The sequence below is a fragment of the Aestuariibaculum sp. M13 genome (assembly GCF_024723255.1).
Lineage (GTDB): Bacteria > Bacteroidota > Bacteroidia > Flavobacteriales > Flavobacteriaceae > Aestuariibaculum > Aestuariibaculum lutulentum.
This window is the reverse complement of the sequence record NZ_JANIAC010000003.1, coordinates 444,091-457,532: the sequence shown is the minus strand read 5'-3', so window position 1 is coordinate 457,532 and position 13,442 is coordinate 444,091. Positions and strand designations below refer to the sequence as shown.

Annotated in this window: 13 protein-coding genes, 1 tRNA gene and 1 pseudogene; 5 read left to right on the top strand and 10 right to left on the bottom strand. The window is 34.1% G+C overall.

Annotation, left to right across the window (positions count from 1 at the left end):
* Positions 1 to 27: 27 nt before the first annotated feature.
* The 8 genes and pseudogenes from ric to NO995_RS13305 all read right to left on the bottom strand — a co-directional run bounded on the left by ric (position 28) and on the right by NO995_RS13305 (position 7,540).
* Positions 28 to 750, bottom strand: a complete 723-nt coding sequence (gene ric, locus NO995_RS13340; RefSeq protein ID WP_258227933.1) for an iron-sulfur cluster repair di-iron protein — start codon at positions 748 to 750, stop codon at positions 28 to 30.
* Positions 751 to 761: 11 nt separating this feature from the next.
* The gene (locus NO995_RS13335) at positions 762 to 3,008 is read right to left on the bottom strand and encodes a nitric-oxide reductase large subunit (RefSeq protein WP_258227932.1); all 2,247 of its coding nucleotides are present in this window, start codon (positions 3,006 to 3,008) and stop codon (positions 762 to 764) included.
* A 128-nt stretch (positions 3,009 to 3,136) separates the two neighbouring features.
* Positions 3,137 to 3,571, bottom strand: a complete 435-nt coding sequence (locus tag NO995_RS13330) for an Rrf2 family transcriptional regulator (RefSeq protein WP_258227931.1) — start codon at positions 3,569 to 3,571, stop codon at positions 3,137 to 3,139.
* 186 nt (positions 3,572 to 3,757) lie between these two features.
* Positions 3,758 to 4,105, bottom strand: a complete 348-nt coding sequence (locus NO995_RS13325; RefSeq protein ID WP_258227930.1) for a heavy-metal-associated domain-containing protein — start codon at positions 4,103 to 4,105, stop codon at positions 3,758 to 3,760.
* Between the two features lie 16 nt (positions 4,106 to 4,121).
* Positions 4,122 to 6,371 carry a TonB-dependent receptor gene (locus NO995_RS13320; protein WP_258227929.1) on the bottom strand — a complete coding sequence of 750 codons (2,250 nt, stop codon included), beginning with the start codon at positions 6,369 to 6,371 and terminating at the stop codon, positions 4,122 to 4,124.
* Between the two features lie 82 nt (positions 6,372 to 6,453).
* The gene (locus NO995_RS13315; protein ID WP_258227928.1) at positions 6,454 to 6,867 is read right to left on the bottom strand and encodes a hypothetical protein; all 414 of its coding nucleotides are present in this window, start codon (positions 6,865 to 6,867) and stop codon (positions 6,454 to 6,456) included.
* A 130-nt stretch (positions 6,868 to 6,997) separates the two neighbouring features.
* A pseudogene (locus NO995_RS13310) lies at positions 6,998 to 7,296 on the bottom strand (type II toxin-antitoxin system RelE/ParE family toxin).
* Positions 7,289 to 7,540 (bottom strand): type II toxin-antitoxin system ParD family antitoxin, encoded by a 252-nt coding sequence (locus NO995_RS13305; protein WP_258227927.1) that lies wholly within the window; start codon positions 7,538 to 7,540, stop codon positions 7,289 to 7,291. Before NO995_RS13305 ends, NO995_RS13310 begins: the two are co-directional and overlap by 8 nt.
* 488 nt (positions 7,541 to 8,028) lie before the next feature.
* Between NO995_RS13305 and NO995_RS13300 the strand changes: the two genes are divergently transcribed.
* Entirely contained in the window at positions 8,029 to 8,172 is a 144-nt protein-coding gene (locus NO995_RS13300; protein WP_258227926.1) for a hypothetical protein, read from the top strand.
* A gap of 80 nt (positions 8,173 to 8,252) precedes the next feature.
* Here NO995_RS13300 and NO995_RS13295 read toward each other — a convergent pair whose 3' ends face one another.
* Both NO995_RS13295 and NO995_RS13290 read right to left on the bottom strand, forming a co-directional pair.
* The gene (locus NO995_RS13295; protein WP_258227925.1) at positions 8,253 to 9,476 is read right to left on the bottom strand and encodes a site-specific integrase; all 1,224 of its coding nucleotides are present in this window, start codon (positions 9,474 to 9,476) and stop codon (positions 8,253 to 8,255) included.
* Positions 9,477 to 9,709: 233 nt separating this feature from the next.
* Positions 9,710 to 9,783: transfer RNA gene (locus NO995_RS13290), tRNA-Arg, on the bottom strand.
* A 208-nt stretch (positions 9,784 to 9,991) separates the two neighbouring features.
* Between NO995_RS13290 and NO995_RS13285 the strand changes: the two genes are divergently transcribed.
* The 4 genes from NO995_RS13285 (at position 9,992) to NO995_RS13270 (ending at position 13,433) form a co-directional block, all read left to right on the top strand.
* Positions 9,992 to 10,624 carry a Crp/Fnr family transcriptional regulator gene (locus tag NO995_RS13285; RefSeq protein ID WP_240572878.1) on the top strand — a complete coding sequence of 211 codons (633 nt, stop codon included), beginning with the start codon at positions 9,992 to 9,994 and terminating at the stop codon, positions 10,622 to 10,624.
* A gap of 66 nt (positions 10,625 to 10,690) precedes the next feature.
* Positions 10,691 to 11,488 carry a sulfite exporter TauE/SafE family protein gene (locus NO995_RS13280; protein WP_258227924.1) on the top strand — a complete coding sequence of 266 codons (798 nt, stop codon included), beginning with the start codon at positions 10,691 to 10,693 and terminating at the stop codon, positions 11,486 to 11,488.
* A 68-nt stretch (positions 11,489 to 11,556) separates the two neighbouring features.
* The gene (locus NO995_RS13275; protein ID WP_258227923.1) at positions 11,557 to 12,969 is read left to right on the top strand and encodes a rhodanese-like domain-containing protein; all 1,413 of its coding nucleotides are present in this window, start codon (positions 11,557 to 11,559) and stop codon (positions 12,967 to 12,969) included.
* Between the two features lie 131 nt (positions 12,970 to 13,100).
* A complete protein-coding gene (locus NO995_RS13270; RefSeq protein WP_258227922.1) occupies positions 13,101 to 13,433 on the top strand; it encodes a rhodanese-like domain-containing protein in 333 nt (110 codons plus the stop codon).
* Positions 13,434 to 13,442: the final 9 nt, after the last annotated feature.

The window sequence follows — 13,442 nt, the reverse complement described above, 5'->3', positions numbered from 1 at the left end:
GTAGAATCCATTAGTTAAAGAACAATACTAACAAAATCTGCTTTCCAGTTTTTCGGCCTCTGGAAATAAGATGTTATTCTCTAAATGGATATGTAAATGCAAATCTTCTTCAAACTCTTGAAGCATCGCAAATGTTACTCGGTAGGTGTTGCAAGCATCGGCTGGAGGCGTGTAATTATCTGTAATTTCAGCAATTTTTCTAAATCTAACCCCTTCATTGTCGTGTTCTTGCATCATCATGGCTATTGGGTTTTTAACGGTCCCAAATCCAGGAGCTTCCACCTCGGTATTCGACAACTCTGCCTTTACCAATTTTTTAACAAAGGGAAACAATACCAACTCTTCCTTTTTCATATGCTGTGCTAATTCTCCTGCCGAAGCTGTAAACAACTCGTTTACTTCAAAAAGTTCAGGATGTCTTTCACCGTGCACTCGACATAGCTTATCTAAAAACTGTTTTAAAATGGGTATTTTTTCTTCTACGAATCGGTGATGTTTTTTTTCAATATAATCTACAAGTAAATCTAAAGGCCATGATTTATAATCGATAGTTTGATTGCCCTGTGTGTTTAAAACCTGCTCCAAACGATGCACCAATTCACTGGTTTCAATTCCATTTTTTTTACATACATCTTCCAGTGTTCTATGTCCTCTACAGCAAAAATCGATGCCGTATTGCGTAAAAACTGCTGCTGTTCTAAAATCTTCTGCAACAAATTCTCCTACTTGTTTTTGTGTTATCGTACTCATAATAATTATTCTTAATTGTTCTTTGTTATTTTATTTTTTAAAGTTAAATCGAATACAAACCAACAGGTTGTAACGATACCCACTGCGAAAATGACATCGCCAATGGTTCTTAACCATTTTAATTTAATCATGGTCGGGTCTTGCATTAATTCTGATGAACGTGCATACCACATACCGTGTTCGATACTTTCAACAGCCTGCCAAATGCCCATAGGTAGTAAGCTTAATAAAGCCATTCCTAATAGTCCTAAGTTTAATGACCAAAATGTGATTTTTAATAACTTGTTATTCCAGTTTACATTCCTGTACAAACTTCGTAATACAAAAAGCATTAAACCGATGCCAAGCATACCGTAAACTCCAAATAAAGCTGTATGGCCATGCAAAGGTGTTGTGTTTAAACCTTGAACATAATACAGTGCAATTGGCGGATTAATGATAAATCCGAAAATACCAGCTCCTAAAAAGTTCCAGAAGGCAACGGCAATCATGAAATAAATTGGCCATTTGTAATCTTCCAGCCATTTTGTAGCTTTTGATAATTTATAATTATGGTAAGCTTCATAGCCAATTAAGGTTAACGGAACCACTTCTAAAGCACTAAATGTAGCGCCTAAAGCCATGACAGCTTTTGGAGTTCCGGTGAAATACAAATGGTGAAACGTTCCTAAAATACCGCCAGACATAAAAATAATGGTAGCCAACAATACATTTAATGTTGCTGTCTTGGTTTTTAGTAATCCTAAGCGAACAAACAAAAAGGCGATAACAACGGTTGCAAATACTTCGAAGAAGCCTTCAACCCATAGGTGTACAACCCACCATCTCCAGTATTCGGCCATTGCTAAATTAGTGTGTCTTCCCCACATTAAGCCCGAAGCATAAAAAAGAGCAATAGCACTACAAGACACTAAGAACATGATGATAAGGTTCTTTTCTTCGGTTTTACGCTTTAAAACAGGTAATAACGGTCTTACCATTAATGCCAGCCATAAGAACAAGCCTATTAATAGGAAAATTTGCCAGAACCTTCCAAGATCTACATATTCATAACCTTGATGACCAAACCAGAAATTGTTTACCAGATTCAACTTCTGCATTACCCCAAACCATTGTCCGGCCATAGACCCTAAAACAATAATTAAAAGCGCAATAAATAAGAAGTTAACTCCAAATTTTTGAAACTTTGGATCTTTACCTGAAACCGCCGGAGCAATATACAATCCTGTAGCTAACCAAGCCGTAGCAATCCAGAAAATAGCCAGTTGTGTGTGCCAGGTTCGGGTAACGGAATACGGTAATATTTTGTCTAAGGCAAAACCATAAAAGCCATCGCCTTCTACTCCATAATGCGCCGTAACAATACCTAAAAGCATTTGTAACACCATTAATAGAGTCACTACCCAGAAATATTTTTTAACCAGATGCATACTTGGGGTCATGCCTTGTTTCAATAACGGATCTTCGGCTGGTGGTGGCAATGATTCATCTTCACCTGATTTTACATGATAAAACACCAGTATTCCAATACATAATATCAATAAAATAATACTAACACCTGACCAAACCATCAAATCCATAGTTGGTTCATTCCCTACCAAATCGTCGGCAGGCCAATTGTGCGTATAACTAACGTTACTGTTTGGACGCTCAGTTACCGTTGCCCATGTTGCCCAAAAGAAAAAGGCATTCATTTTATGCATTTTAGCTTCATCCTTAATGGTGTTTACAGGAATAGCATAATCAGCACGAAGTTTATCAAATTTAGGATCGTTAGTGAATAATCCTTTATAATAACCGCTTAAATAATTTATTGCTTCTACCCTGTTCTCTGAGATGGTAATGGTGTTAGCCGATTTATTATATGTATTTGTTCTTAAATCGTTTTGCAATCTTACTTTTAAAGCAGCCTGTTGCTCTTCGGTTACAGCATCATAATTTTTTCCGAAATCATCTTGAGCATAAATATTTAAAATATAAGACGCTTCTCTGTGTAACCAGTCGGCAGTCCAGTCTGGAGCGACATAGGCACCATGCCCCCAAACAGACCCCAGTTCCTGCCCTCCTATACTCTGCCAGATATTCTGACCTTCTTTTATTTCTGATTCTGTAAAAATAATATCCCCTTTTGTAGATATAATAGATTCTGGGATTGGTGGTGATTGCTGATAAATTTCAAAGCCGTAATACCCTAATACGCTAAACGAACTTATCATAACTGCAGCAAATAGTAACCAGAGCTTTTTTTCTTTCTTCATAGTAATTGTTTTGGTTTTAAATTTAATTAAGGACAATTTTATCTTATTTATGATTAAAAAATATATTTATAAATTATTCTCCTATTGTTTAAATCGGATAATTTTATCCTATTTTAGGACAAATTTTTTTATCGACGTAAAAAGGTATCTCCTTCTTTAATATCTAATGCTAAATCTTCAAGGTTAGTAGATTCTAACATCATTTTAAGCTCTTCTCTAACTACTTTAAACTTATCGTGCATCGGGCAGGGACGATCTTCATCACAAGCTTTTAAACCAAGTCCGCAACCTTTATAAATATTATCACCATCAATCGCATCTACAATATCTGACAGTTTAATGGTATTAATTTTGTTCTTATCGATTTCAAAACCTCCATAGGCCCCCTTTACACTATTAACTATTTTATTTCTAACTAATGCTTGTAAAATTTTAGCCGTAAATGCGGCTGGCGAATCTATTTCTACTGCAATTTCTTTAGGGGTCACCCTCCTACCTTCAAAAGAATTAAGTGCTATAAAAATAGAAGCTCTAATACCGTATTCGCAAGCTTTTGAAAACATATATATATAATTTATGAAGCAAATATAAACAGATATTTTAAATTAGGACAAAAAAGTCTTAATTAATTTTTGTTTTGTTTTACAACACTATCCAACCTATTCTTTTACATCAAAGTGAATTCCTTTCAATACGCTCCTCAAAACGTCACAGGAGTGTATTGAAAGGAAATTATATTTCAAATAAAACTAATGTGCATCTAATACTTTTTCATCTCTGTACTTACAGCAAGCATGTAGTTTATTGTAAGCTTCATCAGGAGCTTTTTCATCTTTTAAATCATGACCAGCATTTAAGACAGATTGCTTAATAGTTTTTACGTCTGTTTTATTTTCATTGTAAACTAAACTTAACTCATGTGTGTCTACATTCCAATTTGCAGATTTAACACCTTTGGTTTTAATACAAGCTTTTTCTATTCGTGCTTTACACATTTCACATACCCCATTCACTTGAAGAGTAGTCTTCGCATTTTTATTTTGAGCAAAAGACATTGTGCTTACAAAAAGGGTTATTAACACTAATAAATTTTTCATGTTTTATGGTTTATAATTAATTTAATCTATATCTCAAACCTAAGTAATAAGAGCTTCCAAAAATGGGACCATATACTAAAGTGGTGTCAAAATAATCACCAAAAGGGTCATCGGCTCCTAAAATAGGATTTTGTATTCTTGTATTGGTTATATTTTCTGCTCCTGCATATACCTCAAAAACTTTGGAAAACACCTTAGTTATTTGCGCATTTACAGTTGCAACAGTTGGAGTATAATAAGGTAGTTGATAAAGCTCAGGGTTAGCTGTTGTTGATGGTAATCGTTGTTCACCAAGCCAATTATAAGTCGCATCAAATTTCCATTGAGCTCCATTAGATTTAGCTTTAGTTTCATAAGCTGCATTGGCAAATAAACGATGTTTAGGCGTTAATGGTTTTTCAAGTTTACCTGATTTATACGTCGTTTTTACATCGTAATATTTGTAAGCCATTCTTAAATCTACACCCTGTAATACATTATAATTAAACTCCGTTTGAAAACTGTTAGCATAACTAGTTCCGTTTAAATTATAAAAACTAAACTGATTAGGGTTTTCCCAATCCACTACCACTTGATTTTTAAAATCTGTTTTATAGAAATCAAATATGACATCTGCTGTTCTTCCAAATAGATTAAATCCCTGCATAAAAGACAGTCCGTAATTCCAAGCGATTTCAGGATCTAACCCATAAATGTTTCCATTGCTATTTGCAATATTGATACTTCTTGAACTAGCAAACATATTTTGATTTTCTGCAAAGATATTAGCACTGCGTTTGCCACGACCAAGAGAAGCTTTTAGAGAACTGCGACTCCATGGCGTATAACGAACATTAAGACGAGGCGTTACAAAAACTCCTAAAAGATTACTGTTATCAACACGAATACCTGCTGTTACATTAATCGCATCTAGATTATCATAGTGGTATTCAAAAAATGCTCCGATACTATTTTCTTCGCGTTCGAAGTTTGATGTGTTGGAGTAAATCCCTGTGATTTCATCGTAATGATCTAACGAGAAATTAATCCCCGTTTTAAACTTATGCATTGTATTACTTAAAATTGAACTGTAAATAGCTCTTGAATACAAACTATTATGATTTATATTATAAATGTTCTGACCAAAATAAGATTGTTGGTTGTGGGTGCTGAAGTTAACCTGAGCGTCAAAATTTCGGTGTGTAATGTTTTGATTTGCATAGCTGAATTTTCCGGAAACATCTAAACGTTTAGTATCAATTTCACTTCCCCAATAAGTGGATGAAAACTTGTCGTTATCAGGGTTGAAGTTAACTTGCCCAGTTTGCTTTTCATCATTTAAAATACGCACATTCAAAAAGCTTACAATACCTTTGTCTAAATCGACATACTGCCACCTGTTCATGATATTAATTTGCTCTGCTAAAGGCACATCTAAGAAACTATCGTTATTTTTATCAAACTTTTGATTTCTTAAATTACCATGCAAATAAAGTCCCGTATATAATTTATCGGAAATTTTAGTATTCAGGTGGGTATTTAACTCCATGCGCCCATTTGCAGCACCATAGAGATTAAGAAATAATTTACTGTCCTCTACCGGTTTTTGAAGTTTAGCATTAATTTGTCCAGCGATACTTTCAAATCCATTTATAACTGTTCCGGTACCTTTAGTTACTTGGATGCTTTCTACCCAAGTGCCTGGTACAAAACTCAATCCGTAAATTTGAGCAGCCCCTCTTACGGTAGGTACACTTTCAATAGCAGTTAAAATATACGGACTGTTTAATCCGAGCATTTTTATTTGACGTGTACCTGTTATGGCATCAGCAAAATTAACATCTATTGAAGGATTCGTTTCAAAGCTTTCACATAAATTACAGCAGGCCGATTTTAGCAATTCATCACTACTCATGGTCATTACATTCTCAGCTTTAAGATAAGAGGCAAAGGTTGATTTATTTCGAGCTGTAATCGCAACTTCATCCAAACTGGAAGTTGGTTGCAGCCAATGCTTTAAATCCTTCGAGGATTTTATGTTTAAAGTGTCCGTTTTAAACCCAACATAACTAATGATTAAATTTTTGTAACTAGATTGGTAAGGAATTGAGAAACTCCCATCTAAATCGGTAACAGCTCCAATCTTAGTATTCATCCAATAGACATTGGCTCCGGCTAACGGGTAATTTTTGTTTGTTTGGTTTGCTTCATAAATATGGCCTTTTAAAACCTGTTGCGACCAGGCCATAAAAGGAAGACACACCAATATATAAATATATTTTTTCATTATAACTTTTCATAAAAATTCACAAATAACATTAACATAACACCTCTACAGCGTTAATATTAAAACGGTAAATTTTTAAGAATCAAATTATAAATACTTGATCTAGAACTTGTCTGTTAAAGCTTAGTTTTGGAGGAGAGTAGTCGTTAATGAAAGATTCACGAGCTTCAAAAGAATCGAATAAACTTAAATAAGTTAGGGTAAAAGATGTAAAGAAAATTTTTGGAGTAAGATTAAAATCTTCTAAAGAGGAGTTTTTTATAGACTCTTTCCCTTTTATTACATCTACATCATCTGTGCAGCAATTTTTACTATTAATATTAGATTGTGTTACAATCAATTCCTTTTTGTCACAAGCCTTCATTTTTGAAAAATAAGAAACACCTACTAAATCATCGTGACAATAACGCTTTTGTACTGTAAACGATGTAGTAGAAATAAGCATTAAGACAATCAGACCTAAGGCAAATATCTTATGTAACAGAAGTTTTGGCATGCTTCAAAGTTATAAAAAATATATGGATTTAGTTTTTAGCTACTTCAAGACTTCATTAACCAACGCTATTTTAAAAGGGAAGAGAATGTATTGAAAGAAATTGTTTTTTAGTAAAACAACACCATGGATATTATTCTGTTATTCTATTTTTTAAATCCATTTGTCCGTGTAAAGTCCTAGTAATTTCAATCGGTTGGTCACTTCGTTTTCGATAAAAAATGATATGACGATTAGTTTTTAGTCCGAATAAATCATTTGTTATTCCTTTATAATTTTTCCCAATTCCGGATTATTGGCAATTTCTTGACAACTTTCCAACAATAAACTATAATATCTATCAGCTTGCTGTTCAGACCACTTTTCGATTGTGTATTCCCAAATTTTAGTCAAATCTTCAACAGCTTTGTTGGTCAGTTCATATTTAGCCATTCTTATTTGGTCTAGCTTTTAATTCTTGAAGATGTTTCTCTGGATCAAAATCGTGCGCAATTCCACTGTCAACGCCTTCTTGAATTGCGTTTCTTAAAGCAATAGTTTTGCTTTCTTCGTTTTCCAATAGTCGAAGTCCAGCTCTAATTACTTCGCTCACGTTTTTATATCTGCCAGCAGAAACTTGGCTGCTCACAAATTGGTCAAAATAATTTCCTAGAGATATAGATGTGTTCTTACTCATGATTTCTAATATTTACTCAAAAAAACCAAAAATTGGTAACATCTACAAATTACACCCAATAGTTTCTTTACTTTATCCCTAAGTGTGTATAGGACGAAAGCGGTGAACCAACTACAGCGGATATAATTAACCAACCTAATTACAAATAGTAAATAAGGGATATCCAAAATTCAGCTATACTCAATTTTTTCCTATGCAAGTAGTTATGTATTTCGGTTTTGCATAAATGCTCATTACATATAGCAATTTCATTATTTTATTGCTTTTTACAAAGAGCAGTTAATTTGCTTTCATTGAATAGGACTGAAAACGTGAACCATCCACAACTGATATAATGAATCAGTCTAATTTTTAATATGAAGTATTATTAAATAAGGGGTTACCCAAAATTCAGCTATGCTCAATTTTTTCCGCCGCAAATGGTTCTCTATTTCCGTTTTTGCAATTGGCAAGGGAATAGCATTTCTAAGGAAGAAATTATTGAGCTCTTGAATCATAAAATCGAATCGGTATCTTTTAACAACATTAAAGAAGACGTTGTTAGATTTATTAAGAATGATGAAACTTTAAATATTTGGAGTCCGGAATATTTCAAGGATTTAATTAGCAAAATGAAATTTGAAAATATCTAACTAAAGTATAATATCTAATTTATTTTGTTTTGAGCCGATTAAACAATTTAATCGGCTTAAAACAGGATTTTTAATAATTTTTACCTAGACAAAACCTCTTTAAGTTTCCCCATATCTTCACTCACTTTTTGATCTAAAACTCTAGCATAAATTTGGGTAGTCGCAATTTTGGTATGACCTAATAGCTTAGAAACTGTTTCTATTGGGACCCCATTACTTAATGTAATAGTCGTAGCAAACGTATGTCGAGCAATATGAAAAGTAAGATTCTTATTGATTTTGCACAAATCTGCAATTTCCTTTAAATAACTATTGACTTTCTGATTGGATATCTTCGGAAATACTCCTTCTGAATATATTACTCTTGGATGTTCTTTATATTTTTCAACTAATGCCTTCGCTTTTGGCAATAACGGAACCCTAATAGATGTACTGGTCTTTTGACGCTCACTTATAACCCAATCATTACCATCAATTCCTAACGTAATTTGTTCTGGAGTCAAATCATGAATATCGATAAACGAGATTCCAGTATAGCAACTAAACAAGAAAAGGTCTCTAACTAAGATAAGTCGATCTACTTTTGAATTAAACTTCTCTAAGCTCCTTAACTCCATTTCGGAAAGATACTCCCTTCTTTTATTCTCAAAGGAAGTTTTAAACCTAACAAAGGGATCTTTCTCTATCCATTCCATATGATAAGCCATGGTCACCATCTTTCTGAGTCTTTGAAGATGTTTCATAGCTGTATTATGACTCATCTTTCTTTGATGATCTTCTGGCTGATAGGATTTAAGGAAGTATTCAAAATCTACGATAAGACCATAACTTAATTCTCCAAGCTTCACATCTGTCGTAGCCAGTTTAATATCAAGGTACTTCTTCAAATAACCCTGAGTCACTTTATAATGCCTCAAAGTATGACTGGTTAATTGTTCTTTGGAAATTTCATTATGATATTCAAATAATTCCAAAAGGGTCTTAAAATTTCTATCTTCTCCTAAAAAGCGGGATTTTATCAGTTGAGCAGTAATTAATTTATCTTCACTTATTAAATCTTCATAAGATTGATAAATTTTAGCTCTTACCTGATCTAAATATTTATTCAAGGATTTAGCTTCTTGCTTACTTCCCTTAGCCTTTCCTTTGTTAGAATCCCAATTTGAGAGTGGAATTCGTCGTTGCAAGCTAATATTAGCTCGTTTACCATCTACAGTAATTCTCGCATAAAGCGAAACTTCTTTGTTTTTAATTCGTGAAGTATTAACCCAAAACAAAAGGTTAAACGTAGAGCGTGTACTCATAATAATCGTCTTTTAGTTAAACATTTTTTTAAGACGAAAATCAAATCAACATTCTAAAAATAAGCATTTTAAGTCGTAATTCGGTCAACACTTTTTGTGTTTTTTAAACTGTTGACCGCGGTGTTGACATTAAATTTCTTATCATTTCAATCAAATTAGAAGGTCTTAGAAACATAAAACCCTGTAAATCATACGATTTACAGGGTTTTGGAAGTTTTTGTTTTACAACAAAGTGATCGCGACAGGATTCGAACCTGTGACCGTCTGCTTAGAAGGCAGATGCTCTATCCAACTGAGCTACGCGACCTAAACCAATAAGGAAAACATTTTTCGTTTTCGGTGTGCAAATATAGAACTAACTACATTTCTAACAAAGATAATTTCACATTTTTTTTAATTATTTTTATCCACCTATACTCACCTTATCACAACCCTTTAAAAACAAGCTTATTACAACTTTAATGTAGGCTATTTAATATTTAGTCAATATCTTTATACTGAAAATTGGAGCTTTAATGATTACCGAACTAAAAGAAAACTATGGCTATCTCTTTGAAGATGCGCTATTAAACGAAATAAATAACGTTGGAACTTACAAAGAAGTACCCGAAGGATTTCAGCTTATCGATATTGGTGAATACATAAAATCGATGCCTTTATTGGTTAGTGGCGCTGTAAAAATATTAAGGGAAGACGATAAAGGAGACGAACTCCTTCTCTATTTTATAGAAAGAGGCGACACCTGTGCCATGACCTTATCTTGTTGTATGGGACAAAAAAAGAGCGAAATTCGTGCCGTTGCAGAAACCCCTACCAAACTTATTATGATTCCGGTTGAAAAAATGAGCGAATGGATGGGAAAATACAAAAGCTGGCTAAACTTCATTCTTCAAAGTTACCACGACAGAATGACCGAGCTTTTAGAAGCCATCGACTCTATTGCCTTTTTAAAGATGGATGAAAGGCTTTTAAAATATCTAAAAGATAAAGCCATGGTAAATCATAATGACGAAATTATTGTAACCCATCAAAACATCGCTTTCGATTTACATACCTCAAGAGTTGTTATTTCAAGATTATTAAAATCCCTTGAAAACGAAGGAAAAATAAAGTTAAACCGAAATAACATTAAAATTTTAGATCTTTAGAGTATGTAACCAATGTTACAATGTGCCCCCGACAAGTAGTATAGTTTTGTGGCTTAAAATAAAATTATGACTGTTGTAGAAATTATAGGCTTTGTTGGCGCATTATTAATAGGACTTGTCCTGGGATTAATTGGTGGTGGTGGTTCCATTTTAACCGTCCCACTATTGGTTTACCTTTTAGGGTTCAATCCTATTGTTGCTACTGCCTATTCTTTATTTGTTGTGGGGTCTTCTTCCTTGGTTGGTGTTATCCAAAAAGCGAAGAAAAATTTAGTCGATTTTAAAACCGGATTATCTTTTTCATTCCCATCGTTCTTAGCAGTATACATTTCCAGACGATTTTTAGTTCCTGCCATTCCTCAAGACATTTTCACACTTAACGGCTATACTTTAACTAAGGAAATGGCAATTATGGTATTTTTCGCAATCATTATGTTTATGGCAGCAACATCTATGATTAAAACCAAAAAAGAAGTTGTTGAAAACCATACCAAACAACCATATTACAAAACCTTTATCCAAGGAACGACTATTGGGGTTATTACAGGTTTAATTGGTGCCGGAGGCGGATTCTTATATGTTCCTGCATTGGTACTTTGGGCAGGGTTACCTATGAAACGCGCCGTTGGTACATCATTAGTCATAGTATCCCTTAACTCCATTATAGGATTTACTGGTGATTTACACACCTTAGATATAGACTGGACATTCCTGTTATCATTCTCTTTTATTACCATACTAGGGATTTTAATTGGAGGGTATCTGTCGAAGTACGTTTCAAACAAAAAACTAAAAACAAGCTTTGGTTGGTTTGTATTGGTAATGGCTGTTTACATCATCATTAAGGAGTTTTCACAACACTAATATTGTAACTTATGTTACGCCTTAATTTTTTAAAATAAACTAATTTTACACCAAATATCGATTTGATTATGAAGATAGAACAAATATATACCGGATGTTTAGCACAAGGTGCCTACTACATTGAAAGTAATGGTGAAGTCGCTATTATAGACCCTTTAAGAGAGGTTTCTCCTTACATTAAAAAAGCTGAAGACAATAACGCTACCATTAAGTACATTTTTGAAACACACTTCCACGCCGATTTCGTAAGTGGACACGTAACGCTTTCAAAACAAACAGGTGCTCCTATTGTTTATGGTCCAAACGCAAACCCTAACTTCGATGCGATTATCGCTACCGATGGTCAGGAGTTTAAATTAGGTAACATTACCATTGTGGCTTTACACACTCCAGGACATACCATGGAAAGTACCACATACCTTTTAAAAGATGAAAACGGAAACAACCACGCTATTTTTAGTGGTGACACCTTATTCTTAGGAGATGTTGGACGTCCAGATTTAGCTCAAAAAGCTGCCGATATGACTCAGGAGCAATTAGCTGGTTTACTATTCGATAGTTTACGTTCTAAAATTATGCCGTTGGCAGACGATGTTATAGTATACCCTGCACACGGTGCCGGTTCTGCCTGTGGTAAAAACCTTAGTAAACAAACCGTAGGTACTATTGGTGAGCAAAAAGCAACCAACTACGCCCTACGTGCTAATATGACTAAAGAAGAATTTATTCAGGAAGTTACCGATGGTTTATTACCTCCACCGCAATACTTCCCGTTAAACGTAAAAATGAATAAAGAAGGTTACGACGATATTGATGATGTTTTAGAACGTGGAACCCGACCTTTAGAGCCAAAAGAATTTGAAGCCATTGCAAACGAAACCGGAGCCATCATTTTAGATGTACGTCACCAAAACGATTTCGTTAAAGGTCATATTCCAAGATCAATTTCTATAGGTATTGATGGTGGTTTTGCCCCTTGGGTAGGAGCACTTATCGCAGATGTTAAACAACCTATTCTTTTAGTAGCTCCTGAAGGACGCGAAGAAGAAACCATCATCCGTTTATCGCGTGTTGGATTCGACAATACTTTAGGATACTTAAAAGGTGGATTTGAAGCATGGAAGCACAACGGTTTCGAGTACGATACCATTTCATCGATTTCTGCTGAAGAATTCAAAGCTATTTTAGACAAAGAAGACGTTCCTGTGTTTGATGTTAGAAAAGATGGTGAATTTAAATCAGAACACATGGTAAATGCACACCACGCCTCTCTTGATTATTTAAATGATCATTTAGCTGAATTCCCTGAAGACAAACCTTTCTACATTCACTGTGCTGGTGGATACCGCTCAGTAATCGCTGCTTCAATTTTAAAAAGCAGAGGTATTCATAATTTAGTTGATGTCGCAGGTGGTTATGCTGCTATTAAAAATGCAGGAATCCCAACAACAAACTACGTTTGTCCTTCTACTTTAAAATAATTTTCAAGATTATTATAGATAAAAAAAAGAGCGGTTAGTACCGCTCTTTTTTTTGTAACAAAGGTTACGCCCTACATAGGTTTTGTGTCGTAAATTTATAGCATAATATTTAACACAAAATTCAATATAATATGTCTATATTATCATTCCTTTTCGGAACAAAAGACGAAAAAATCACCGTACTATCTGCTTCCGATTTTAAAGAACACATTCAAAAGAAAAACGTTCAATTAATAGATGTTAGAACACCTAACGAATTTAAATCCGGATCTATTAAAAACGCGAAAAACATCGATATTTTCAATAGTGCCTTTACATCAAAATGCGAAGCTTTAAAGAAAGATCAGCCGGTTTATGTGTATTGCCAAAGTGGTGGCAGAAGTCGCAGTGCTTCAAAAAAGTTATCAAGTATGGGATTCACCGAAATTTACGATTTACAGGGTGGTATTTCTAACTATCGTTAAAAACAAAAA

What these genes read in the sequence shown, in the direction of transcription:
- ric (WP_258227933.1), bottom strand. Translation starts at nt 750, where the DNA reads ATGAGTACGATAACACAAAAACAAGTAGGAGAATTTGTTGCAGAAGAT.
- NO995_RS13335 (WP_258227932.1), bottom strand. Translation starts at nt 3,008, where the DNA reads ATGAAGAAAGAAAAAAAGCTCTGGTTACTATTTGCTGCAGTTATGATA.
- NO995_RS13330 (WP_258227931.1), bottom strand. Translation starts at nt 3,571, where the DNA reads ATGTTTTCAAAAGCTTGCGAATACGGTATTAGAGCTTCTATTTTTATA.
- NO995_RS13325 (WP_258227930.1), bottom strand. Translation starts at nt 4,105, where the DNA reads ATGAAAAATTTATTAGTGTTAATAACCCTTTTTGTAAGCACAATGTCT.
- NO995_RS13320 (WP_258227929.1), bottom strand. Translation starts at nt 6,371, where the DNA reads ATGAAAAAATATATTTATATATTGGTGTGTCTTCCTTTTATGGCCTGG.
- NO995_RS13315 (WP_258227928.1), bottom strand. Translation starts at nt 6,867, where the DNA reads ATGCCAAAACTTCTGTTACATAAGATATTTGCCTTAGGTCTGATTGTC.
- NO995_RS13305 (WP_258227927.1), bottom strand. Translation starts at nt 7,540, where the DNA reads ATGAGTAAGAACACATCTATATCTCTAGGAAATTATTTTGACCAATTT.
- NO995_RS13295 (WP_258227925.1), bottom strand. Translation starts at nt 9,476, where the DNA reads ATGAGTACACGCTCTACGTTTAACCTTTTGTTTTGGGTTAATACTTCA.
- NO995_RS13285 (WP_240572878.1), top strand. Translation starts at nt 9,992, where the DNA reads ATGATTACCGAACTAAAAGAAAACTATGGCTATCTCTTTGAAGATGCG.
- NO995_RS13280 (WP_258227924.1), top strand. Translation starts at nt 10,691, where the DNA reads ATGACTGTTGTAGAAATTATAGGCTTTGTTGGCGCATTATTAATAGGA.
- NO995_RS13275 (WP_258227923.1), top strand. Translation starts at nt 11,557, where the DNA reads ATGAAGATAGAACAAATATATACCGGATGTTTAGCACAAGGTGCCTAC.
- NO995_RS13270 (WP_258227922.1), top strand. Translation starts at nt 13,101, where the DNA reads ATGTCTATATTATCATTCCTTTTCGGAACAAAAGACGAAAAAATCACC.